The 24,043-nt window shown below is 53.1% G+C and carries 24 protein-coding genes; 19 read left to right on the top strand and 5 right to left on the bottom strand.

The features are described 5' to 3' along the window. Window positions 1–218 precede the first annotated feature (218 nt). A complete protein-coding gene (locus JNE38_RS21925) occupies window positions 219–962 on the top strand; it encodes an IclR family transcriptional regulator (protein ID WP_203353256.1) in 744 nt (247 codons plus the stop codon). Between the two features lie 71 nt (window positions 963–1,033). Here JNE38_RS21925 and JNE38_RS21920 read toward each other — a convergent pair whose 3' ends face one another. Next, window positions 1,034–2,161 (bottom strand): glycosyltransferase family protein, encoded by a 1,128-nt coding sequence (locus JNE38_RS21920; RefSeq protein ID WP_203353255.1) that lies wholly within the window; start codon window positions 2,159–2,161, stop codon window positions 1,034–1,036. A gap of 171 nt (window positions 2,162–2,332) precedes the next feature. Here JNE38_RS21920 and JNE38_RS21915 point away from each other — a divergent pair, with 171 nt between their 5' ends. The 5 genes from JNE38_RS21915 (at window position 2,333) to JNE38_RS21895 (ending at window position 5,557) form a co-directional block, all read left to right on the top strand. After that, entirely contained in the window at window positions 2,333–2,962 is a 630-nt protein-coding gene (locus JNE38_RS21915) for a TetR/AcrR family transcriptional regulator (RefSeq protein WP_203353254.1), read from the top strand. A 9-nt stretch (window positions 2,963–2,971) separates the two neighbouring features. Next, entirely contained in the window at window positions 2,972–3,475 is a 504-nt protein-coding gene (locus tag JNE38_RS21910; protein ID WP_203353253.1) for a DUF4188 domain-containing protein, read from the top strand. A 233-nt stretch (window positions 3,476–3,708) separates the two neighbouring features. Next, the gene (locus tag JNE38_RS21905) at window positions 3,709–3,975 is read left to right on the top strand and encodes a CD3324 family protein (RefSeq protein WP_203353252.1); all 267 of its coding nucleotides are present in this window, start codon (window positions 3,709–3,711) and stop codon (window positions 3,973–3,975) included. An 81-nt stretch (window positions 3,976–4,056) separates the two neighbouring features. Next, entirely contained in the window at window positions 4,057–4,830 is a 774-nt protein-coding gene (locus JNE38_RS21900; protein ID WP_203353251.1) for an MBL fold metallo-hydrolase, read from the top strand. Continuing rightward, complete coding sequence (locus JNE38_RS21895) at window positions 4,808–5,557, top strand: class I SAM-dependent methyltransferase (RefSeq protein ID WP_203357679.1); 750 nt, start codon at window positions 4,808–4,810, stop codon at window positions 5,555–5,557. The genes JNE38_RS21900 and JNE38_RS21895 overlap by 23 nt, the downstream gene beginning before the upstream one ends. A 60-nt stretch (window positions 5,558–5,617) precedes the next feature. Here the strand turns inward: JNE38_RS21895 and JNE38_RS21890 are convergent, their stop codons facing one another. Further along, complete coding sequence (locus JNE38_RS21890; RefSeq protein WP_203353250.1) at window positions 5,618–5,959, bottom strand: DUF3892 domain-containing protein; 342 nt, start codon at window positions 5,957–5,959, stop codon at window positions 5,618–5,620. A gap of 145 nt (window positions 5,960–6,104) precedes the next feature. Here JNE38_RS21890 and JNE38_RS21885 point away from each other — a divergent pair, with 145 nt between their 5' ends. Next, on the top strand, window positions 6,105–7,028 hold the full coding sequence (locus tag JNE38_RS21885) for a DMT family transporter (RefSeq protein ID WP_203353249.1): 924 nt from the start codon (window positions 6,105–6,107) through the stop codon (window positions 7,026–7,028). A 90-nt stretch (window positions 7,029–7,118) separates the two neighbouring features. On the opposite strand, the gene acnA is transcribed toward JNE38_RS21885, so the two are convergent. Further along, a complete protein-coding gene (gene acnA, locus JNE38_RS21880) occupies window positions 7,119–9,848 on the bottom strand; it encodes an aconitate hydratase AcnA (protein ID WP_203353248.1) in 2,730 nt (909 codons plus the stop codon). Between the two features lie 281 nt (window positions 9,849–10,129). Between acnA and JNE38_RS21875 the strand changes: the two genes are divergently transcribed. The 4 genes from JNE38_RS21875 to JNE38_RS21860 are packed head-to-tail and all read left to right on the top strand — an operon-like array spanning window position 10,130 to window position 15,042. Then, complete coding sequence (locus tag JNE38_RS21875; RefSeq protein WP_203353247.1) at window positions 10,130–11,530, top strand: MDR family MFS transporter; 1,401 nt, start codon at window positions 10,130–10,132, stop codon at window positions 11,528–11,530. Between the two features lie 5 nt (window positions 11,531–11,535). After that, window positions 11,536–13,296, top strand: coding sequence for an ABC transporter ATP-binding protein (locus JNE38_RS21870; RefSeq protein ID WP_275296727.1), 1,761 nt, complete (start codon window positions 11,536–11,538; stop codon window positions 13,294–13,296). Window positions 13,297–13,300: 4 nt separating this feature from the next. Beyond that, window positions 13,301–13,975, top strand: a complete 675-nt coding sequence (locus tag JNE38_RS21865; protein ID WP_203353245.1) for a response regulator transcription factor — start codon at window positions 13,301–13,303, stop codon at window positions 13,973–13,975. After that, entirely contained in the window at window positions 13,972–15,042 is a 1,071-nt protein-coding gene (locus JNE38_RS21860) for a sensor histidine kinase (RefSeq protein WP_203353244.1), read from the top strand. Before JNE38_RS21865 ends, JNE38_RS21860 begins: the two co-directional genes overlap by 4 nt. Before the next feature lie 52 nt (window positions 15,043–15,094). On the opposite strand, the gene JNE38_RS21855 is transcribed toward JNE38_RS21860, so the two are convergent. Both JNE38_RS21855 and JNE38_RS21850 read right to left on the bottom strand, forming a co-directional pair. Further along, on the bottom strand, window positions 15,095–16,120 hold the full coding sequence (locus tag JNE38_RS21855) for a ThiF family adenylyltransferase (protein ID WP_203357678.1): 1,026 nt from the start codon (window positions 16,118–16,120) through the stop codon (window positions 15,095–15,097). Between the two features lie 3 nt (window positions 16,121–16,123). Continuing rightward, window positions 16,124–16,828, bottom strand: coding sequence for a molybdenum cofactor biosynthesis protein (locus tag JNE38_RS21850; RefSeq protein WP_203353243.1), 705 nt, complete (start codon window positions 16,826–16,828; stop codon window positions 16,124–16,126). A 222-nt stretch (window positions 16,829–17,050) separates the two neighbouring features. Between JNE38_RS21850 and JNE38_RS21845 the strand changes: the two genes are divergently transcribed. The 8 genes from JNE38_RS21845 to JNE38_RS21810 all read left to right on the top strand — a co-directional run bounded on the left by JNE38_RS21845 (window position 17,051) and on the right by JNE38_RS21810 (window position 24,027). Next, window positions 17,051–17,851: a hypothetical protein gene (locus JNE38_RS21845; protein ID WP_203353242.1), complete on the top strand. Its 801-nt coding sequence runs from the start codon at window positions 17,051–17,053 to the stop codon at window positions 17,849–17,851. Between the two features lie 141 nt (window positions 17,852–17,992). Beyond that, window positions 17,993–18,475 (top strand): cyclic pyranopterin monophosphate synthase MoaC, encoded by a 483-nt coding sequence (moaC, locus tag JNE38_RS21840; RefSeq protein ID WP_203353241.1) that lies wholly within the window; start codon window positions 17,993–17,995, stop codon window positions 18,473–18,475. Between the two features lie 3 nt (window positions 18,476–18,478). Beyond that, on the top strand, window positions 18,479–19,726 hold the full coding sequence (locus tag JNE38_RS21835) for an MFS transporter (RefSeq protein WP_203353240.1): 1,248 nt from the start codon (window positions 18,479–18,481) through the stop codon (window positions 19,724–19,726). Window positions 19,727–19,851: 125 nt separating this feature from the next. Next, window positions 19,852–20,751 carry a DMT family transporter gene (locus JNE38_RS21830; RefSeq protein WP_203353239.1) on the top strand — a complete coding sequence of 300 codons (900 nt, stop codon included), beginning with the start codon at window positions 19,852–19,854 and terminating at the stop codon, window positions 20,749–20,751. A 303-nt stretch (window positions 20,752–21,054) separates the two neighbouring features. Then, window positions 21,055–22,224, top strand: a complete 1,170-nt coding sequence (locus JNE38_RS21825) for an NAD(P)/FAD-dependent oxidoreductase (RefSeq protein ID WP_203353238.1) — start codon at window positions 21,055–21,057, stop codon at window positions 22,222–22,224. Window positions 22,225–22,240: 16 nt separating this feature from the next. Beyond that, window positions 22,241–22,555, top strand: coding sequence for a (2Fe-2S)-binding protein (locus JNE38_RS21820; RefSeq protein ID WP_203353237.1), 315 nt, complete (start codon window positions 22,241–22,243; stop codon window positions 22,553–22,555). A gap of 3 nt (window positions 22,556–22,558) precedes the next feature. Next, window positions 22,559–23,797, top strand: coding sequence for an NAD(P)/FAD-dependent oxidoreductase (locus JNE38_RS21815; RefSeq protein WP_203353236.1), 1,239 nt, complete (start codon window positions 22,559–22,561; stop codon window positions 23,795–23,797). Further along, entirely contained in the window at window positions 23,785–24,027 is a 243-nt protein-coding gene (locus JNE38_RS21810; protein ID WP_203353235.1) for a (2Fe-2S)-binding protein, read from the top strand. The genes JNE38_RS21815 and JNE38_RS21810 overlap by 13 nt, the downstream gene beginning before the upstream one ends. Window positions 24,028–24,043 lie beyond the last annotated feature (16 nt).

The following is a 24,043-nucleotide window of genomic DNA, read 5'->3' as shown; positions in this document are numbered from 1 at the left end:
AATCCTGAATTGAAACAAGTGGTGTATTTTTATTAATGTATGTCCCTTTTGTTTCATCGCTTGTGGGAGTGTCCTGCCTGCTAGAAAATGGGAAGCTGTGACAAGGCAATGAAATTTCCGCTCTTTACTACGCACATTTTTTTCGTATACTGAAAAGTAGCATATTAGTTTCATCAGATGAAACGTACGGAACCACGAAGGAAGCAGGTGTAAGAAAGATGGAAGAACAAAAAGCAAACGTGCGGGCGGTCGAACGGGCTCTGGATATCCTGCTCTGTTTTACGGATGACACCGATTTGGGTCTCAGTGAGATCTCCAGTCGACTCTCGTTGCATAAAAGCACGGTGCATCGTTTGCTGGCAACGTTGGAAAACAAAGGCTTTCTCATCAGAGATGTCCAAACAGAGAAATATCGTCTCGGCTTTCGAATCTGGGAATTGTCTGCGAACCTGACTCATAATGATGATCCTGCCACCATGCTGCTGCCAGAGATGGAAAGGCTGCGCGATTTGGTGGAAGAAACCATCAGCCTGTACGTGCGGGATGGAAATGAGCGGATTCGCATTCAGGCTGTGCAAAGCAAGCAGCCAATCCGCAGGGTTGCCCCGATTGGAGCGCGCATGCCACTGACTGTGGGAGCGTCCAGCAAGGTATTGGTAGCGTATGCGGATGAGTCTGTCGCGCAGGCGCTTCTGCAGGACCCGGATTGGCCGGACTTTGTGAGCCGAGAATCCTACGTAGAGCAGCTGGAGCAAATCAAACAGCAAGGATTCGCTACGAGCGTCGAGGAGCGGGAGCTCGGAACCGCTGCGGTAGCCGCTCCGATCTTTAATCGAAACGGTCAATTGGTGGCATCGATCGCGGCATCAGGTCCATCCAATCGACTGACGCCGGAAAAAATGAGTCAGTACGCTCCTTACATCATGGAAGCAGCGTACCGCATGGGGAAAATGATGAAATAGACAAAAGCCAACGCCGACTGCTTCTGCAGCGTGTTGGCTTTTTTTGTACGAAAAAAAGACATGGGGCGGAGTTAGATGCCGCGTCTGTATTCGTCATGCATCACTTGCCAAAAGGACAGAACTGCCTCGTCAGCGAGAAAGCGTTTCCCGTGCTCTTTGACATACTCGCTCATTTCCTGATAGTAAACGGGATTGCACAGTTTTGCGTAGTGGAACGCGATATCATGCGCATCCTCCACGAACAGAGGGTAGGTATGGCCGAGCAGGGAGAGATTGCCGATGGTTCGCGTGGTCAAAACGGGCACCCCGAGCCCCATGTACTCCAGAATGCGGGACAAGTAGGAATGGGAAGGGTTGCGGTCTTGCGTATTGTCGTAGAGGAGTGCGACACCGATGCCGCTTTTGACGATCATCTCTTTGGTTTTCCACATGGATTTTTGCCCATGATCGGCGACCCCTGGGGCACGCAGTAATTTCTCAGCCCGTTTTCGATATTTTCCTACGATCGAGGGATAGAGTACACGCAGCTTTGCTCTCGGGTACTCTTTGCGGATGAGCGAAATCGCCTTCGTAGCGACGGGAAGGCCGTAGCGAGGTCGAATGACTCCTGCCCAAATCAGATCGAGGGGATCGGAAGGCGAGCGTGCAGGGGGTGGATTGGGCATGGGCTCCACAAATTGAGGGAGCACCTGTATTTTTCGGAGAAGCTCTTGATTGGAATAGGAGCCTTTTTGGAGCTGATACGTACGGTATCGCTCGGCATTCGGTTCTGTCTGAAAAAAGACAACCCGTGCATGGCGGAACAAATAATTGAGCCGGCGCATGATGTAAGGATCGTACAAATTGTATTGAATGGCTAAAAACAGCAGCTTCGGTCCCAGGGACTGCTTTTTCCGCAATAGCTTAACGGCTTCATTGCGGCCGCGAATGAAGATGAAGTCGTACGGTCGCCTGCGATCTCGCTGAATGATTTCCTCGATCGGTTCTTCCGAATGGAAAAAGCGAATGTGTCGAAACGAAAAGCCACCCATTCCATTGCGAAATCGGAAGGGGAGGACGCATTCGAAAGCGTATGGTTGCCGTTCGAATTCAGACAATTGGTCGAGCTTGCGATCCAGAGCGCGTAACAGGATGAAAAACTGCAGAACGTTCCCTTTTGGCTTGAATTCGATGAGATTGCAATAAAAACAGACTCTCACGTGTTTCTCTCCTTCGAAGGGCTCTTCACTATGGTATTGGTGTGGAGGGCGATTGGCTACCCGAAAAAAGAAAATCGAGAGAGGGAGTGCTTTCTTTTGTAAAAAACTTTACTCTTGTTAATTTATATACTAACATAAGGGTAATTGAATCGACATAGGAGAACCTCATAGATGATGAAGATATCGTTGCGTGAAAAGAAAAAGGCCAAGACGAAGCTGGCATTGCTGCAAGCCAGTCTGGATCTGAGTGGAGAGCACAACTTTCGCCAGGTGCTCGTGGAGGAAATCTGTCAGCAGGCGGAGATCTCGAAAGTCACCTTCTTCAAGTTTTTCCCGCAAAAAGAAGACCTGCTCATTTACTTCATGAGCGTCTGGCAGGCTCAGTGCTACCTAGAGCTCGCGGATTCGGGCAAAAGAGGATGGGAAGCCGTACGTCACATCTATGGAAAAGTGACAAAGGATGCCCAGAAGCACCCCGGCATCATGCTCAGCCTGATCAGCTTTTTGTCGGAACAAAAAATGCACCCATGGGTTCCCAAACTCACGGAAACGGAGCTGTGGCTGTTGTTTCCCGAGCGTGAGTCGACGGAAGGGGTAGCAGAGGTGACGCTGGATTGTATTTTTGGGCGCTGTGTGAAAGAAATCCGTGAAGACGGGCAGCTCGTTCCCCATGTAACCGAGGAAGAAGCTGTGGTGCTGCTGTTCTCCATTTTTTACGGCGCTTACTTATCCGCCCATCTGTTTCGCTCCAAGGACTACATGGCGTATTACGAGATGCACCTCAAATTATTGATCAGGTAGGTGGACCTAATGGCAAAAGTAGTACCTGGAAGATTCACGGCTCATTTGGATGGACCTTTTGTCGTGTTTATTATCGGCATGCGTGTGAACAAGTTGCTTGCGTTTCACAAGTGGGTGCCTGTCGCGTCTGCCATGGGCGGGATGCTCAAAGAACTGCATGAGCATCCCGAGCTTGGGTTTTTGGGGAGTACCGCACATTTCAATTCGCGCGAGCTCACCCAGATCCAATACTGGCGCTCCTATGAGCATCTGGAACATTATGCGAGAAATAGTCACAATCATTTGACAGCATGGAGGAAGTTCAATCAGTCGGTAGGGACTGACGGGACAGTCGGGATCTTTCACGAAACGTATTTGGTGGAGGCGGGAAAATACGAGTGTCTATACGGAAACATGCCGGTATGGGGATTGGCCAAGGCAGGGGAGCATGTACCGGCAGTGGGGAAAAGGGAAACGGCAAGGAGACGCCTGGGGGGAGAGAATGAACCAGCTGTACCGACGCCCCCACAATGAGGAGGACCTGAAGCGAATTCATGGTAGCAGGCAGACAGCTGGAGGATGTAAACTGTGAAAAGAATGCTGTTCGGAGGTGATCCCATGATGATTGCATTTGTTCGCGTTGCCGAATTCGGCTCTAAGCAAAGAGTTCCGCAAGTTCTTTGTTTAGAGCCTACTCCACACTAAAAGGGGAACTCTTTGCTTCTCTATAGAACGAACGAACGTGATATAGACAGGAGCAAAGCGACATGAAATACATCAATGCAGAAAAAATGCTGCCGAAAGAATTGCTTCGCAGCATTCAGGAATATACGCAAGGCAGCTATTTGTACATCCCTGTCCGCGAAGAGGATAAAAAGCAATGGGGAGAGTGTACCCAGTCGAAGAAATTAGTCCAGGAGCGAAATGAAGCGATCGTTTCGGCGAATCACTCCGGCGTGCCCGTCAAAACGCTCGCCCAGCTCTATCATCTGACGGAGCACAGCATCCGCAGAATCATCCGCGGACATCGTTAATTCTGTAGCGTGAACGAACTTTCATCTCCTCATCCCTTGCTGTAAGCTGTACGTAAATGGCAGAGGAATGAGGAGGTACCTATGAGCGTGTTGCATCTGCTCCCTATTGATCGTACGTGGAACGGACAGACCCAGACGATTACCCCAGTGCTTTTGCGGGATTGGGACGAAACGATTCTCGTGGATTGCGGCTATCCGGATCAAATCCAGCAGATTGCGGAAGCTGCTGGTCAGTATGACATCCAGCTCGATTCCCTAACCAAATTGATCATCACTCACCACGATGTCGATCACATCGGGTCCATGGCGGCACTAAAAAGATTGGTTCCACGCATAGAAATCATCGCGCATGAGCTGGATGTGCCCTATGTGGAAGGAACGAAAAGGTCGCTTCGAGTGGAACAGGCCGAAGCATCCCTGGATGTACTGCCAGAAGCGGAAAAGCCGGGAGCGGAAGCGTTCATCCGGTTTTTGCAGTCAGTCGAGCCGGCAGCCGTCGATCGAGCGGTTTCTCACGGAGAAAGGCTGCCTTGGTGCGGCGGCATCGAGATCGTTCACACTCCAGGGCATATGCCTGGCCATATTTCCTTGTATCTTCCCGCTGCCAAAACGCTGATCGCAGGAGACGCAGTCGTGATGGAGGGAGGACAGCTTGCCATCGCCAATCCTCAGTACACCTTGGATATGGAAGCCGCCATCCGCTCGATCCAGCTTTTACTGGAATACGACATCGAACAGATCGTATGCTATCACGGTGGACGGTTTCAAGGCGATGCGAAGCAGGCTCTCCGCCAGCTCATTCATGCCTGCATGAAAGCAGAGGTGAACGATGATGAAACAAAACAAATACGATGACCCCGCATTCTTTTCCGCCTATCAGCAGATGAACCGTTCTGTCAAAGGGTTGGAAGGGGCAGGCGAATGGCATGTGTTCAAGTCGCTGCTTCCCGACCTGCGAGATCAGCACGTCCTGGATTTGGGATGCGGATTCGGCTGGCATTGCCGCTATGCGCGTGAACAGCAGGCAAGCTCGGTAGTCGGGGTAGATCTTTCCGAAAAGATGCTTCAAAAGGCGAGGGAGATGACAGAGGACGATCTGGCCGTCACCTATCTGCAAATGCCCATTGAAGACATTTCGTTTTCTCCCGACCAGTTTGACGTGGTGATCAGTTCGTTGGCTTTCCATTACGTCAAGGATTTTGGAGAGCTCTGCCAAAAGGTATACCATTGCCTGAAGACGGGCGGCACCTTCCTGTTTTCCGTCGAGCATCCGATCTTCACAGCCCGCGCACAGCAGGACTGGACGGTAGACGAGCAAGGCAGGCGTCTGCATTGGCCCGTCGATCATTACCAGGAAGAAGGCATGAGAAAAACGTCCTTTTTGGCCGAGAATGTCATCAAGTACCATCGCACCATCTCGACTTACATGAATGACCTGATTGAACAAGGATTTAGAATCAAAGCAGTTCAGGAGCCAATGCCTACGGAGGAAATGCGGAAGGATGATCCCCTGATGCAGGATGAAATGCGAAGACCGATGTTCCTCATCCTTTCAGCAGAAAAGGTAAGCCCTGCAACGTAAACGCATACCATGAATGCAAAAAGGTCGCCTGCATGCCGCGGGCGACCTTTTTGCATTCATTTAAAACTCAGGAAGGTTGTCCAAATTGTTCTCCTTGATGCCGTCGGGTTCACTGCGCAAAATATCGCGGCCATACTTGTGAAAGACGTCCACGTGTGCGATCTTTCCGGCCTTTGCTTCGGACAAGGCAGTGATGTAGTCCAGCTCTCTGCCCGTCTCTGTCTTGAACGCGATCAGGTCCCCGTCGTCGTTTTTCCGGACAGCCACAATCTGTTCTTTGCCTGCCGCGGCTTGCTGGTTTGCTCCTCCATTTTCACGCAGGGCCTGCTGCTCGCCGTCCGCTTTGTACTGCGCATAAATCTGTGCAAAATCCTTTTCACCTGCTGGATTGACTGGATCCATGTCAGATTCCCCCTTCTGGTGTAAGGGTGTCTAAGAAAAGGAGCCATCATGCGTGGAAAAGAAAGTTCAAATATTGAAAAAACAGGGCGCGACTAGGATACTAAGAGGGACATGATAAAAAGAGAACGCATGAGGAGTGGGAGTTGTGGGGAAATCACGCGCATGGTGGTTGCTGGTATTTTGCAACCTGTTTTGGGCAGGCAATTACGTATTTGGCAAGTTTGTCGTATCGGAGATGACTCCGCTGTGGCTGACTTTTGCGAGGTGGGTGTTGGCGCTCGTCATTCTGATCCCACTCGCGCTTGCATTGGAAAAGCCGGATTGGAGGCAGGTCGCAAGAGCATGGCTGCCCCTTAGCTTGATGGGGCTGCTCGGTGTCATCGGGTTTAATGTTCTGCTGTATTCGTCGCTCAAGCATACGTCGGCTACCAATGCGGCGCTGGTGACAGCCCTGAATCCGGTCGTGATCGTTTTGTTTTCCGTGTTTTTCCTGCGTGAAAAGGTATCTCGTATTCAGGCATCCGGCTTTATCCTCTCGCTGCTAGGGGTCCTCGTCATCTTGACTAAGGGACATCTTTTGCGGGTCTTTCAAACCGACTACAATCAAGGGGATCTGCTGGTACTGTGCTGTGTGCTGGTGTGGACGCTGTATTCCATCATCGGCAAGAAGGTGAAGGGGGTATCGCCGATTACGGCCACAGCTGCGTCAACCGCTTTCGCCGTGGTCATGATGCTTCCCTTTGCCATCGCGGAGGGGATAGACTTCTCCACACTGAGCCCGCTTGCTTTCACTGGCATTGCCTACATTGTCTTGTTCCCGTCTATTTGCTCCTTTGTATTCTGGAACGTATCGGTGCGTGCGGTGGGGGCGAGTCAGGCAGGTATCACCCTGAACCTGATCCCCGTGTTCACAGCGATGATCAGCGTCCTGTTTGGGGAGGGGATCACGCAGCCACAGGTGTGGGGAGGACTGCTCGTTTTCATCGGTGTCACGTTTGCATCCGGTTTGATTGATCAACAGTGGAAGCGAAGACAGGCAAAATCATCAGCCGAAGTCATGGATCGATAAACAGACATGCAAAAAGGCAGCTCATCGTCGAAACGATGGCTGCCTTTTTATTTGGGTGGGTGCTGTTACGAACTTATTTGTAAAGTGAACTTATGCGTTAACTGGTTTGCCTTCATCCAGCAATTGACGCAGTACGGTTTGCAGGATACCGCCATTGCGATAGTAGTCTACGTCTACCATGGAGTCCAGACGAACAATCACTTCGAATTCGAAGCTGCTGCCGTCTTTGCGGGTAGCGAGTACTTTCACGCGTTGGCCAGGTTGAACGTCGTCGGAAAGTCCTACGATGCTGAAGGACTCAGTACCGTCGATGTTCAAGGATTTCCAGCTTTGACCGTCAACGAATTGCAGAGGCAGTACGCCCATACCTACCAGGTTTGCACGGTGGATACGCTCGAAGCTCTCAGCAATAACCGCTTTGATGCCCAAGAGGAAAGTACCTTTTGCTGCCCAGTCACGGGAAGAACCAGTACCGTATTCTTTACCAGCCAGTACAACGAGTGGAGTACCGTCTGCTTGATACTTCATGGAAGCATCGTAGATGGACATTACTTCGTCAGTTGGCAGGTATTTGGTTACGCCACCTTCAGTGCCAGGAGCCACTTGGTTGCGGATACGGATGTTCGCGAATGTACCGCGCATCATTACATCATGGCTACCACGGCGAGCACCGTAGGAGTTGAAGTCTTTGCGCTCTACGCCGTTTGCTTGCAGATAGAGACCTGCAGGGCTGGTTGGCGAGATGTTACCTGCTGGCGAGATGTGGTCAGTTGTAACGGAGTCACCGAACAGAGCGATGGAGCTTGCTGTTTTGATGTCTTCGATGTGACCAATAGCACCAGTAAGGTTTTGGAAGAATGGCGGTTCTTGAATGTAGGTGGATTTTTCATCCCACTCGTACAGATCGCCTTCCGGTACGTCAATTTCATTCCAGGCTTTGTTAGCCGTGAATACATTCGCGTACTCGGCACGGAACAGGTCAGGGTTCATCGCTTTACCCATAGCTTCCGAGATTTCTTGCGGAGTTGGCCAGATGTCTTTCAGGTATACAGGTTGACCGTCTTTGCCAGTGCCGATTGGCTCTGTGGACAGGTCGATATCTACTGTACCCGCCAATGCATAAGCGATAACCAATGGAGGAGAAGCGAGGTAGTTCGCTTTTACCTGTGCATGGATACGGCCTTCAAAGTTACGGTTACCAGACAGGACAGCTGCTACAGTCAGATCTTCATCCGCGATTGCTTTGCTGGTTTCCTCTGGCAATGGACCGGAGTTACCGATGCAAGTGGTGCAACCATAACCTACGACGTTAAAGCCGATAGTGTTCAAGGAATCGATCAGACCTGCGTCGATCAGGTATTGAGTAACAACACGGGAACCTGGAGCCAGGGAGCTCTTCACGAAAGCTGGTTTCGTCAGACCTTTTTCCACTGCTTTTTTCGCCAGGATACCAGCGCCGAGCATTACGCTTGGGTTAGAAGTATTGGTACAGGAAGTGATCGCTGCAATAACGACAGAACCTGTTTTCAGTGTAGCTTTTTCACCGTTTGCATAAGCAACAGGTGCGGAAGCTGCGATTTTCTCTTCGGAGAGACCAAAACCGCCTTTGTCGATTGGTGTGCGCAGGCTGTTGTTGAAGGATTCCTTCATAGCAGTCAGTTCTACACGGTCTTGAGGGCGTTTTGGACCAGCCAAGCTAGGTACAACTGTGGACAGATCCAGTTCCAAAGTTTCGGAGAATACTGGGTCTGGAGTTTCGTCGGTACGGAAGAGACCTTGTGCCTTGGTGTAAGTTTCAACCAGGTTGATCAGATCTTCTTCGCGACCTGTTTGACGCAGGTAGTTCAGTGTTTCAGCGTCTACTGGGAAGAAGCCCATGGTAGCGCCGTATTCAGGAGCCATGTTAGCTACGGTAGCGCGGTCAGCCAGCGAAATGTTGGACAAGCCGGAGCCGTAGAACTCCACGAATTTACCTACAACGCCTTTTTTGCGCAGCATTTGGGTAACAGTCAGAGCCAGGTCAGTTGCAGTCGCACCGGCACTCAGGGTACCAGTCAGTTTGAAACCAACGACTTCCGGTGTTACGAAATACAGAGGTTGGCCGAGCATTCCTGCTTCTGCCTCGATACCGCCAACGCCCCATCCAAGAACACCGAGACCGTTGATCATGGTGGTGTGGGAGTCAGTACCTACGAGGGAGTCAGGGAAAGCAACCAGTTCGCCATCTACTTCACGAGTAGCGATTACAGATGCCAGGTACTCCAGGTTTACTTGGTGAACGATACCCGTTGCCGGAGGAACCGCACGGAAGTTGTCAAACGCAGTTTGTGCCCAACGCAGGAAGCGGTAGCGCTCAGCGTTGCGTTCGAATTCCAGCTTCATGTTGTTGTCCAGAGCAGAAGCGTTACCGAAATCGTCAACCATGACGGAGTGGTCGATAACGAGGTCAACTGGAACCAATGGATTGATTCGCTTTGGATCTCCACCTGCGCGCTTCATTGCGATACGCATAGCTGCCAAGTCTACAACAGCTGGAACGCCGGTGAAGTCTTGCAGAACGATACGTGCTGGTGCGAGTGGAACTTCTTGGTTTTCGTCGCGGCCTTTTGTCCAGGTCGCCAGTTGTTGTACGTGTTCTTTGGTGATAGCACGGCCATCGAACTGACGTACAGCAGCCTCGAGCAGAACTTTAATGGAGAACGGCAGTTTGGAAACTTCTCCAACACCTTGTTCTTCCAACCCTTGCAGGCGATAGTACGCGAAAGACTTGTCGCCTACTTGCAGGGAAGATTTTACTTTGTAAGCATCTTTGTTAGCCAATGTATACAACCTCCCTAAAGATTCTTGGGGTTTCATCTGGTGAAACGCAGTTTCGTTTCCTTCATTACGAACCTATTATACTCGATTTGTTTCTTGTCATCTACCCCAAATTCATCATTTATATACAAAAATCATAGGAGAAAAAACGGCATCCGTTCTTCTATGAAAAACCTAACCTCCCGTATTATCCCGTTTATATTCCGTTTACATTCATGCGGTATCTTTTCTCTTGCAAAGGGATGAACGCATTTCATCCACCTAACCTGAAGGAGAGAAGAAGGATGATAAACGGGAAGGGATCTGACACCAAGCTGATTTTGACCGGGCTGCTTTTGGGACTTCTCTTGTCCTCCCTCGATCAGACCATCACGGCGACAGCCATGCCGACCGTGGTCAAGGAACTGGGGGGACTCTCGTTGTACAGCTGGGTCTTTTCCATCTACATGCTGACGTCGACGACGAGCATGCCGATCTATGGAAAGCTCGCAGACCTGTATGGACGAAAACGCATGTACCTATTTGGAATGGCAATCTTTCTCGTCGGATCAGCTCTGTGCGGAATGGCAGGGAGCATGGCGCAGCTGATCGTATACAGGGGCATCCAAGGGCTGGGAGCCGGAGCGCTGATGCCGATTGCGATGACGATCGTGGGAGATTTGTTTCCACCGGAGCGAAGAGGTAAGTTTCAAGCGCTGTTTGCAGCCGTTTTCGGCGTGTCGAGCATTCTTGGGCCTGTCCTTGGCGGATATTTGACCGAGCAAGTCAGCTGGAACTGGGTCTTTTACGTCAACCTGCCCTTTGGCGTCGCGGCCATGTGCTTCTTGGCGGCAGGGCTCAAAGAAAAGCGTACCACCACTAAGCACTGGATCGACTGGCCAGGAGCCGTTACCTTGAGTGGGTCGATCATCGCGATCTTGCTCGCCCTCGTGCTCGGAGGCGAGAGCGGCAGGGAAACGGATGCAATGCTGGTCGGACTATACGGTCTGGGAGGGATTCTCCTCGGCTTGTTTTTATGGATCGAAACCAGGGTGGCGGAACCGATCTTGCCGTTAACCCTGTTTCGAAATTCCGTCATATCGAGTGCCAGCATCGTTTCTTTCTTTATGAGTGCGGGCATGTTTGGAGCCATCACCTATGTGCCGTTCTATTTGCAGGAAGTTCTCGGAGTGAAACCGACAATAGCCGGATACATGCTCATTCCGTTCATGCTTGCCTTTATCGCAGGCAACATCATTGGCGGGCAGCTGGTCACCCGTTTTAGGTACCGTCAAATCGTATGGAGCAGCTTGTTTGTCATGGCGATCGGATTTGGTTTGCTGAGAATGATGGACGAAATGACAACCTTGATGACGGTTGGTTCGTATATGATAGTAGCAGGCTTGGGGATGGGGCCCCTCATGCCGGTATTGGGCACGGCCATGCAAAGCGCAGTCGGTCATCAGCAGCGCGGGGTCGTGACCGCCTTCTTCGGCTTCATCCGCTCCATGGGTGCTGCGATCGGGGTCAGTGTGATGGGGGCCATGCTGCATGCACAAGCGGTTTTAGTGGTTTCCATCCAGCACGTCTTCACCCTCGGCCTCTTCTTTATCATCCTGGCATGGGTAGCCGCCCTTTTTCTAGGAAACGCCCGATTGATCAAGCGAGAGAAGTCCCAGCCACAATCTGTGCAAGTAAGGAGATAGTCATGATGAATAAGAAACAAAAGGATCGAACACAGGCTAACTGGCGTCCGTTCTTTCAATTAATAAAAGAAACAAATCCGTCCAAGTGGAAAGTCGGAATCGCCCTGTTCCTGAGTATTGCCACCACGCTGGTGAGTTTGGTCATTCCGCTTTTTACGAAGGATCTCGTGGACAGCTTTACCCTCTCTTCCATTAGTAAAGGGCAAATCGTGCTGTTGGGTACCGCTTTTATCGCACAAGCGATTGCGGGCGGACTCTCCATTTATTTGCTCAATCATGTGGGGCAAAGCATTGTGGCTGCCCTGCGGGATCGACTGTGGAAAAAGCTGCTGGTGCTGCCGGTCTCCTATTACGACAACCATCGCACGGGTGATACGATCAGCCGGATGACGAACGATACGGGTGTCGTCAAAGGGCTGATCACAGAGCATCTCTCCAATTTCTTTACTGGTGTCATCGCGATCATCGGATCGATTGCGACGCTGTTGTACCTCGACTGGCAGATGACTTTGGTCATGCTGGTGGCCGTTCCGTTTTCGTTCCTGATCCTGTTTCCGCTCGGCCGGCAGATGTATCGTATTTCCAAAGGGCTGCAGGACGAAACCGCGAGCTTTACCACGATCATGAACCAGGTGCTTTCGGAAATTCGTCTGGTGAAGTCGTCCAATGCGGAGCCGCATGAGTATGAGAGCGGAAAAAAGGGAATCGACAATCTGTTCCGCTATGGACTCAAGGAAGGCCGGGTCCAGGCGATGATCGGACCGCTCATTTCGTTTGTTCTGATGGTGCTTCTGGTCGTCATCATGGGGTACGGCGGGATGCGTGTTGCGACAGGCGCGCTGACGGCGGGAGAGCTGGTTGCCTTTATTTTGTACCTCGTTCAAATCGTGATGCCTTTGGGGCAGTTCACACAGTTTTTCACCCAATTGCAAAAAGCGATGGGAGCGACGGAGCGGATTATCGAGACGTTGGGAGCAGAGGAAGAGGACCACTTATCCGGACGGGACCTTCTGAGCGCTGAGCTGCCCATTCATGTGGATCGCGTGAGCTTTGCCTATGAGAGCGGCGGCGAGACCATTTTGGACGATGTGAGCTTTACGATCGAGCCGGGCAAGGTGACCGCGATTGTCGGGCCGAGCGGCAGCGGAAAGACGACGATGTTTTCCCTGCTGGAGCGATACTATCAGCCTTTGAACGGGGAGATTCGCCTCGGAAATGACTCCATTCAAGATTTCTCCCTAGCTTCCTGGCGCAGCAAGATCGGCTACGTCTCACAGGAAAGCCCGCTGATCGCCGGGACCATCCGGGAAAACATATGCTACGGTCTGGATCGGGAAATCAGCGACGCCGAGCTGGGGCAGGCGGCTGCCATGGCGTATGCCGATCAATTTATCGAAGAGTTACCCGAAGCGTACGATACACAGGTCGGGGAGCGGGGAGTCAAGCTTTCCGGCGGTCAAAGACAGCGGATTGGGATCGCGCGTGCCTTGCTTCGCGATCCGCAAATCCTCATGCTGGATGAAGCGACCTCCAGCCTGGACAGCAAATCGGAGCTGGTGGTGCAGCAGGCGCTCGCCAATCTCATGAAGGGACGCACGACGCTGGTCATCGCCCATCGCCTGTCGACGGTGGTGGATGCGGATCAGATTCTGTTCATGGAAAAAGGAAAGATTACCGGCAGAGGAGTTCACGCCGAGCTTTTCGAGACTCATGCGCTGTATCGGGAATTTGCCACGCAGCAGCTGCGTGTGAAAGAGAGGGTGTAAACCGATGACCAGAATCATGGTGGTAGACGATGATCCGCATATACGGGAGTTGGTCCGGGTCTTTTTGCAGCGGGAAGGCTTTGACATCATGGAAGCAGTGGATGGCGTGGAGGCATTGTCCAAGCTGGAGATGACACCTGCCGATCTGGTCGTTCTCGACATCATGATGCCGAACATGGATGGCTGGGAGCTGTGCAGGGAGCTGCGAAGCCAGTATGACATCCCGCTGCTCATGCTGACGGCAAAAGGCGAGACTGCGCAAAAGATCAAGGGCTTTGAGCTGGGGACGGACGATTATCTCGTCAAGCCGTTCGAGCCTGCTGAGCTCGTGGTGCGGGCAAAGGCGCTATTGAAGCGGTACCGCATCGCCAGCTCTCACGTGGTGCAGGTGGGCAGCCTGCAGCTAAACAGCCAAACCCTGGAGGTGACGTGTGGCAGCAAGCTTTTGACGCTTCCATTAAAAGAGTTTGAGCTGCTGTTCAAGCTGGCGAGCTATTCGGGCAAGACGCTTTCCCGGGAACAGCTGATCGAACAGATCTGGGGATATGATTTCGACGGGAACGAGCGGACGGTAGATGTGCACATCAATCGGCTCCGTGAGCGCTTTCCGGCAGAAGAGTACGGCTTTTTGATCCGGACGATTCGCGGACTCGGCTATCGCCTGGAGGTGATTCCATGAGCGAGCCGCGCCGGAGAAAGCATATTGGTTTCAAGCTGCTCGCCATCCTCGGCCTTTTGATCGTCCTCGTAGCCAGTTGGTCGGCAGCGTACGGACTCACCCATTCCCTGTTTCCCAAAATGTGGCCGCAGGCGTCAGAGTTCACCAGAGGAGTGGCGAGCGGCCTTCTCGGCTTTATCATCTTCATGCTAACCATGTTTCTGATCTCCCGGCTTTTTCCCAGACGTCACATGGAACTCTTTCGCATGCTCATCGATGCCCTGCGCAGGATTTCAAAAGGGGATTTCAGTGTCAATCTCGACGTGAAAATCGATCATCATTGGGGGGAGCTGGTGGATGGGATCAATCACATGGCAGAGCAGCTCAGCCAGATGGAGCAGCTGCGTCAGGAGTTTATCTCCAATGTCTCGCATGAAATCCAGTCTCCTTTGACATCCATCAGCGGGTTTGCCAGAGCCCTGCAAAACGAGCGCCTCACGCGAGAGGAGCGAATGCACTATCTGGAGATCATCGAAACGGAGAGTGCGCGCTTGTCCAAAATCAGTGAAAACCTGCTCAAGCTCACTTCACTGGAGGGAAAACACCATCCTGTCGAGCCCCGATTGTACCATCTGGACCAGCAGCTGAGGCGCATCATCCTGGCCTGTGAGCCGCAGTGGATGGAAAAAGAGCTGGAGCTGGATATCGCGCTGGACAAGGTGGAAATCGTGGCGGATGAAGAGATGCTCAGTCAGGTATGGAACAATCTGATCAGCAACAGCATCAAGTTTACGCCGAACGGGGGAAGGCTGCAGATCCAGCTGCAGACTATGGAGCGAGAGGTGATTGTGCGGGTGATCGATACCGGAATCGGGATCTCCCGGGAGGATCAGGAGCGCGTGTTCGAGCGTTTTTTCAAGGCGGACAAATCGCGCAATCGCACCGGCGGAGGCAGCGGTTTGGGACTGTCGATCGTGAAGAAAATCATCGACATGCACCATGGGACGATCTCTGTGCAAAGCGAGCTGGGGGCGGGGACGACGTTTACGGTCGTTTTGCCAAAAGCAGGCGGCACAGGCGCAGCGTGAAAAGAGCAAGGAAAAGGCGACCTCGACATGAGATCGCCCTTTTTTATACAGGCTATGCTCCGATGTATTTGGCATGTAGGGTCCGAGCTTGGGTGATATCGTCCGTCCCCTGCACCAGTACTCGTCCATCCGGGAAAACGACCAGTGTATGCGGATCGACGCGGAAGCGCAAGAGAAACTTGTTGCGTTCTACCTGGCCGAGCAGAGCGAGCCTTTCAGCGAGGCTGTCCAGATCGAGCGACATAGCGGCAGCCGGAGAAATCTGCACGGTATCCCGCCCGCACAAAGATACGGCTTGTCCGTCCTGTGAGTCAGGATGCAGGAAGGCGAAATCACGCTGACCGCAGCATGGGCAGTCAGAGCGGCGCCCGTTTATGACCTTGATCTGTTGGTGGCGGTTGCTCCAGATTTCGAAATGCTCCAGATTCGGGTTGAGCGCGTCCGTCGCACCCACGAGGATCTTGAACGCCTCCGTAGCTTGATAGGAAGCGACGATATGGATGATCGGACCGATGACGCCCGCCGTATCGCAGGTTGCCATTTCACCCGGATTGGGTGCTTCCGGAAACAGGCAGCGCAAGCACGGAGTTTCGCCGGGACGAATCGCGGTAAAGGTGCCTGTCGCACTGACAGCTCCGCCGTACACCCAAGGGATGCCGTGTTTGACGCAGACGTCATTGACCAGATAACGCACCTGGAAGTTGTCTGTCGCGTCGAGCACCAGATCCACTTCAGCCAGCAGCTCCTCGGCATTATACGCTGTCAGGTCGGCCACGATGGGCTCGATGGTGACCTGAGAGTTGATCCGGGACAGTTTGGCATGCGCTGCGATCGCTTTTGGCAAATGCTCGGCTGCGTCCGACTCGTCGTACAGCATCTGGCGCTGCAGATTGCTCGGTTCCACAAAATCGCGGTCGATCAGACGGACAAAGCCTACTCCTGCACGAACCATGTGGTTGGAGAGAACGGTGCCGAGGGCTCCCATCCCGACGATGGCAACGCGGCTTTGTCCGAGCTTCTCCTGTCCGCTGCGACCGATCGGACCAAACAGGATCTGGCGGGAATAGCGGGTATCCACCATTTATTTCCCTCCTTCTTCGTACATCGAGAGAGGATTCCAGGGTCCCTGCTGGTGGCCTTTCCACTCACTGCCGTCTTCCCACATCTCTTTTTTCCAGATCGGGACGATTTGCTTGAGGCGCTCGATTGCGTAGCGGCCAGCCTCGAAGGATTCGTTGCGATGAGCGGTAGCCACAGCTACGACGACGGCGATTTCCTCGACTTGCAGATCCCCAATGCGGTGCTGCATGGCGACTTGTGCGCCTGGCCAGCGCTCCTCGATTTCTGCGGCGATCTGCTTCATCTTTTCGACGGCCATGGGCGCGTATGCTTCATACGAGAGGTACACGGTTCGTTGGCCATGTGTGAATTCACGTACGGTGCCGACAAAAGTAAGCACGGCGCCAGCATGGGGATTGCTGACCATGCGAACCAGCTTGTCTGCACTCAAGGGCTCGTCGGTGATGGAAAAGCGAGCGTCTTCCCCGCCGCTGACTGGAGGCAGGAGGGCGATTTCGTCATCCTTCCCGATGATGCGATCCGAAGCTGCGTATTCGTGATTGATCGAAACAAAGCAACTGCCAAGCAGGGGAGCGAGTACAGGGTGCTGCTCGGCGACAGCCTCCAGCAGATCACGAACGCTCGCTTGTTCAGGCAGGGTCAACCTAATTTCACGTTCATTGGCTCGCTCGGCCAGGCCGGCAAACAGCAAGATCGTAACAGTCATCCATCAATTCCTCATTTCCCGTTGAAAATAATTGTTTCTCTATGGCTTGACGATATCACAATAACGGCGGGCTGCCAATGATCGGAGGGCCTTTAAGGGCCTTCGAAGGTTCTGTGCCTGAATCTTCAAATGGCCGCGTAGTGTGCGAATTTCAAAAGTTTTCCATCTGTGGTATGGTAAGAGAAAAGAGCACAAGACAGCGGCAGGAAGGGGCATTCGGGGATGTGTACAAGCTTTGTGGTGAAAGGGGATCGCACGTGGATCGGAATGAATTTTGACATTTCGGCCCATCCCATCAAGCTGGTCTATCAAAAGGACAGCCAGCTCCTCGTGATGCAGGAGGAGCAAGGACAGTTCCTGCCGGCATTCGGCATCAACCGAAAAGGCACGTTCATGAATCTGCATATGGTAGAAGCCAATGCAGCGGGAGCGTACCGCCGAGGAAAAGATTGCGTCCATATCATGAGGCTCTTTGAGGATGTGATGGGCGAGAAGCTTGCTCCTGCGGAAGTAATTTCCTTTGTAAACGACCATGTGATTGTGAACGTGCCGGGACACAGTGTCCAGAGTCTCGTTGCGGGCACCGATGTGGCCTGCATCGTACAGCCAGGCAAGCAGGTGATCGACATCACACCGAGTGACCGACAGACTTTGGTCTTGACGAACTTTTCGCTGTCCGACGCAAAAGAAAAAGACAGTCCCATGAGCGATGCACCCGGGGCAGATCGCTACCGGATCGTTTCCGAGAGATTGGCTTCGCTGCAGGAGGAGCTGGATGTGGAGACCTCTTTTTCGATATTGAAGGATGCGGTCCAGCAGGGTGGCGATTTTCCTACTCAGCTTTCCTTGGTGGTCCTTCCAGAGGAGAGGCTCGTGCATTTCGCGCTGCATGGGAATTTTGCCAAGACCTACTGTTTTTCATTTGACGATCGCCGCATTCGCACAACGAAGGGATTTCCCTCCCCTAAAGAGTGCATTCTCACGAGGAAGGGTTTGCTGATCTCCGAGCTGGCAGGATGGTAACGAATTGGACGTTTAGGCCCTTTACATTCTGATTGATTTTATACGGGAGCCAGAGTAAGGTAGAGGATAGAGGATCATATCGATCGAATGGAGCGAAAATCGGCATTCATCCGTATTTTCGCTTATTTTTGGAGGCCTAGCATGAGCGACCAGTTGACTCACTTTAATGAACAAAACCGCGCCCGCATGGTAGACGTATCGGAAAAAGACATCACCAAACGTGAAGCCGTAGCCCACAGCAAAATCATCATGAAGCCGGAAACATTGACTCGCATCCGCGAAGGGCGAGTGGAGAAAGGGGATGTGCTGGCTGTTGCTCAGGTAGCTGGTGTGATGGCTGCCAAAAAAACGTGGGACATCATTCCGATGTGTCATCCGTTGCCGCTGACGGGAATCGATATTCGCTTTACCTTTGCCGATGATGTGACGCTCGAGCTCGAAGCGGCTGTCAAAACGACAGGTAAAACGGGGGTAGAGATGGAGGCGTTGACGGCGGTGAGTGTCGCTGCGCTGACCGTATACGACATGTGCAAGGCGATGGACAAGGAAATGGTCATCGGTCCGACCAGCCTGCTCCTGAAAACAGGCGGAAAAAGTGGGGACTTCCGGCGGGGAGAGAACTAACCAATGGGACAGACATGGAAATCCTATCCGAGCAGCATTCGTCTTTTGGCGGTTGCTGCCATCATTTTTTCTACCGGCATGGCTTGTATTTGGCCGCTCGTCACCATCTATATTCACGACTATTTGGGAAAGCCGCTGACCGTTGCTGGCTTTTTACTGTTGCTTAACCAGGGAGCTTTCCTCATCGGAAGCTTGGCTGGCGGGATGCTGTTCGACCGCTGGGGCAAAATGAAGACCATCATTTTTTCGTCATTGGGCATCATCGTCATTTCGGTTTGTCTCGGTTTTACAACGGACTTCACGGTGTACACGATTCTCCTGCTGCTCAACGGACTGTTTTACGGAACCCTGTCTCCGGTCATGAATGCGCTCGCTGTCGTCATGTGGCCAGAAGGCGGCCGCCGAGCCATCAATCTCATTTACGTGGCACTGAACGCGGGGGTAGCAGCAGGCTCTGCGCTTGGAGGCATCTTGGCAAGCGTCTCGTTTTCCTGGACGTTTTTTGGAAACGCCATAGCCCAGGTCGTCGTGTTCGCGATGTTCGTGCTCATTTTGCCGCGCCACTTGAAAGCGATTGAGCAGGCTCCAGCTGCACGAACAGCTCAGACGGAAGCATCCGCCCAGAATGCGACGCTCTCGCCTGCTTCACCGAAAAAAGTGATCTGGGGCGCACTGGTGCTCTTGTGTGCGGGACTCTTGATCAGCTGGATCGTCTATGTCCAATGGACGACGGTACTGTCGACCTACATGCAGTCTCTAGGCATTTCCCTGCGTCAGTACAGCTTGCTCTGGACACTCAATGGAGCTTTGATCTTGTTTGGCCAGCCGCTCATTTCGTGGGTCATCAAGCACTTTGCCCGGACGCTGAAGGCGCAGATGCTGCTCGGCACCTATGTTTTTGCCTTATCGATGCTGATCTTGTCTCAAACAACTGCGTACGCTGGGTTTTTCATCGCGATGTTTGTCATGACGATCGGGGAGATGCTCGTCTGGCCAGCCGTTCCTACGGTAGCCGCTGAGTTTACCCCGGCAGGACAGGAAGGCTTTATCCAAGGGCTGGTATCCGGCACCGGCTCCGCGGGCCGCATGCTCGGGCCATTGCTTGGGGCTTTTATTTTCCAGACGTTTGAGGCGCAAGGGCTGCTCTACATCATGGCTGGCCTATCGCTCACCTCCGTTGCCTTTTTCGTTTTGCACAGCTCCTTTCAGAATCACAAACGACGGGTGGTTGCCACCACCATCGAAAAGTAAAAGACGCCCTGTGCGTCTTTTTTTATTTGGCAGGCAAACTTCGATGGTGGAAGAATCAAAGCCCTGTTAGAATACAGGCATGAACGTGCGGCAAAAGGATGAAAACGAAGAAGGAAGGGATTTACGTGTCTCGATCGTTGTTTCTGGTACTCACGCTGCTCAGTCTGATCTGGGGCGGATCATTTTTCTTTCTCAAGATCTTACTCCATGATTTCGGACCTTGGACCATCGCATTTATGCGGTCTGCACTCGGCTTGATCACCATCACGTTGGTCATGCTCAGTCTGAAGAAGCCGATCGGGTTCAGGCATATTTCCTGGGTTCCCATGATCATCATGGCTTTGATCAACACGGCGATCCCGTGGTCCCTCATCGCATTCAGCGAAACGAGATTGACGAGCACGATGGCTTCCGTTCTCAATGCGACCACTCCGCTGTGGACGCTGGCGATCGGCATGCTCTTTTTCAAGGCCGTTTCAGGACGGATGCAATGGCTCGGCATGCTGATTGCGTTTTGTGGAATTATTGTTTTGCTCGACGTGAATCCCGTCTCCCTGGTGTCTGTCGATTTGCTCGGTTTTGTCTGCATGATGGGGGCGACCTGCGCCTATGCGATCGGTGGTCAGCTGTCCAAGCGGCTTCCTGGTAACCTGTCCATGTATCAGATCACGTTTGGGACCTTGCTTAGCAGCATGATCGGGAGCGGCGGGCTCGCACTCATGACAGAGTCCTTTTCCTTCTCTGGCTTTGCTTCGGCCAGTACAGTCGCCTCATTGATTGGACTCGGCGTATTCGGATCGGGTGTCGCCTACATCCTCTATTACTATCTCGTGCAGAAAGGCGGACCGGAAATCGCCTCGCTCGTGACGTATCTGATTCCCATCACCGCGTTTGTGTGGGGCTATACGCTACTCAATGAGGAGATTACATGGAACCTGCTTGTCGGTATGGTCTTCATCGTCGGAGGGGTGTTTCTGACAGGAAGGAAAGAGAAGCCGAAAGCGAAAGTCACGGTGGGTGCTTGAGGGAAAGAAGTTCTATTTTTTAGAAGGAAAAAGGGGGAGACGAGCTTCAGCTTCCATCTCGCGCTGAAGTAACGGTCTCCGCTACATTTCTAAACGGTAGAATATTCTAAAAAACAGAACAGGGACTGATCCTCCTGATTTCGTAACTTTTGCTCGGGACATTGGTTTTTTTCGAATCGTTTTCTGGATTTTCTCACGTTTTCCCTGCGAGTCCGAGGCGCTCTGGATGAATGACATTCGTTGGCATCATATTTGCTGTATAGGCTTCACTACGGCTAATCACGGTAACAGGAGGCAGCGGAAATGAAGCAGAAAGTGATCGTCGTCGGCGGAGGACTGATCGGGGCAGCTACGACCTACTACCTTTCCAAACAGGGGGCAGACGTTACCTTGATCGAAGCAAAGGACATTGCCTCAGGTACTTCGGGTGCTTGTGACAAGGCCATCATGATGCAATCCAAAAAGCCTGGTCCTCTGCTTGAGCTGGCCCTGCAGAGTGCTGCTCTGTACAAAGGTCTCGAGGAAGAGCTGGAGGCAGACCTGGAGTATCGGGAAGGGGGCGGAATGATTCTGTTTGAGACAGAAGAGGAGCGGGAGGCGATCCATCAGCTGGTGGCGCGGCAGCGGCAAGCGGGACTGGATGTTCAGCTGCTCTCGAGAGACGAGGCACGCCTGCGACAGCCCGGCTTGGCGGATCATATTCTGGGCACGACCTGGTGGGACCACGATGCCGAGGTGAACCCCTTGCACGTATCCTTTTCGATGGTGCGGGCGGCCCAAAGGCGCGGCGCCACACTCTGTCTGGGGAAGCGAGTGAGCAGGATCCTTACAGAGCGGGATCGCGTGGTAGGTGTGGAGTGTGAGGGGGAAAAGATATACGCCGATGCAGTCGTCATGGCGATGGGTGTCTGGACTCCGCTCCTGTTGAAATCACTGAATCTCGACATCCCCATCCTGCCGCGAAAAGGGCAAATCCTCGTGTCGGAGCAGCTGCCTGCTTTTGTCGCCTGTAACATCCTCGGCGGATCGTACATCACTGCCAAAATGACTCCGAAATCAAAAGAAAGCACGGCTTCCCCAGCGGCGGGTGTAGGACTTTCCTTTGGCCAGACGAACAGCGGCAACTTGCTTATCGGAGGCTCGCGTGAATTTGCAGGGTATGATACCAGGACGAGCGTAGAAGTGACGAGGGCGATCAACCAGTGTGCGGCGAGAGTGTTTCCCGCGCTAAGAAGTGTTCGAATATTGCGTGTTTTTTCTGGTCTGCGCCCATATACACCTGACGGCAAACCCATTCTGGGGCCGATCGAGAAATGGCCGGGGCTGTATATTGCTGCCGGACACGAGGGAGATGGAGTGGCTCTTTGCCCCATCACCGGAAAAATCATGGCAGAGATCGTGTGCGGCCGAGAAGCCAGTCATGACATTCGTCCATTCCTGTTATCCCGATTTACATCCACCGTTCCGGTTTAAAAGGAGAGTGCTCATCATGGCGGCAAATTTTCGCCTCCCCGTTGCAGAATCATCAGAAAAACGGGAGCAAATCGCGTTTACTTTTAATGGACAGCAAGTGATGGGTTACGAGGGAGAACCGATCGCAGTAGCCTTGTGGGCATGCGGAATCAAGACGATTCGCAGCTGCGGGGCAACTGCACAGCCGCGAGGAGTCTATTGCGGCATCGGTCATTGCTACGAATGCCGGGCCCAAGTAGATGGGGTTGCCAATGTGCGCACCTGCATGACTCCACTGAGCCGGGGAACATCGGTCTCATCTTCGTCTGATTGGCACATCGAGGGGGCGTGAGAGATGAACGTAGATGTAGCGATCATCGGATCAGGTCCAGCTGGCCTGGCAGCTTCCATCGAATTGGCAGAATCCGGACTATCTGTCGTCATTCTCGATGAATATTATCGGCCGGGCGGTCGTCTCTTGGGGCAGCGATATGAGGATCCCAAAGCACCTGAAACGGAGCGGGAATGGGACGGCATGAAGTTAGCTTTGGAGCTGGTCGAGCAAGCGAGGAAACGGCAGGTAGAGATTCGATGCGGGGTGACGGTATGGTCGGTCAGCCCTGGATGGAAAATCGAGCTGGGCGGGGCTGACGAAAAAACGGTGCACGCCAAGGCGGTGCTTTTGGCCACAGGGGCAGCAGAGCGGGCGCTGCCGATGCCTGGTTGGACGCTTCCCGGCGTCGTCAGTGTAGGTGCTGCGCAGACTTTTACGAATTTGCATCATGTCGCTATCGGAAAAAGCGTGATGGTCGTCGGTGTGGATCCGCTCGCGATATCCGTAGCTTTGGAAATGAAGCACGCGGGAGTGAACGTCGTTGGGGTAGCCATGGCACCTCGTTCGCCGATGACTGAAAAGCTCTCCTCCCCCAGCCATGCGCTGTCTCAGCTGGCAAAGGCTGCGGATCTGGCACCCAATCCCTTGCTAAGGCTGATGGGACGGCTTGCTGGGGGGCGTTTGGGCAAAATGGCTGTTCACGCTTTGCGCTGGCCGCTTCTCCAGATCGAGGGGATACCGGTGGACATCCGTAAAGCTGTGGCGAGAATCGAAGGCGAGGAATCTGTCGAGGCAGTCATTCTTCAATCCGTTTCTGCAAACGGCGTGCCGACAGGGCGTGAGGAGAGAGTCGAAGTAGATGCCGTCTGTCTTTCTGCTGGCTTGTATCCTCTCATCGAGCTGGCGCAAGTGGCAGGATGCTCGCTTGTGCAGGTGCCTGAGCTGGGCGGCGTGGTTCCGCTGTACGGAAGTGATCTGAGCACCACCGCAGATGGCCTGTACGTGGCGGGGAACATCACGGGGATCGAGGGGGCGAAAGTGGCGATGGCTCAGGGGAAGCTGGCTGCTGTATCGATTGCCCAGGCAATGGGAAAATCGCCCACGCTACCAAAAGAGGAAGCCATTCAGGCGGTCAAACGAGCAAGGGCACTGTCACCCATCCGATTTTTGCCGGATGTCGAGCAAGGACTCGCCAAAATGGAGAGGCTGTGGCGGGAAGCCTGGCTTTCGAAGGAGGGTGACGAGGCTTGGAGGATGTAATCATTTGTCGTTGCGAGGGAGTGCGTTACTCCGAAATCCTGGCCTCGATTCTGGAAGGGGCAAGCGCCGTGCCCGGTGTGAAAAAGCGAAATCGAGCAGGAATGGGCTATTGCCAAGGGCGGGTCTGTCAACGAGTGATCAACGAGCTGATTGAACGTGAAACCGGACAGCCTGCTCCGCTCCAACGAGCACAGGCTCCCGTCAGACCCGTCCTGCTTGGGGACATGTAAGGAAAGAGAGATGCGA

The organism is Brevibacillus choshinensis (assembly GCF_016811915.1).
Lineage (GTDB): Bacteria > Bacillota > Bacilli > Brevibacillales > Brevibacillaceae > Brevibacillus > Brevibacillus choshinensis_A.
The sequence above is the reverse complement of the archived record's forward strand: the minus strand, read 5'-3'. Positions and strand labels throughout refer to the sequence as shown.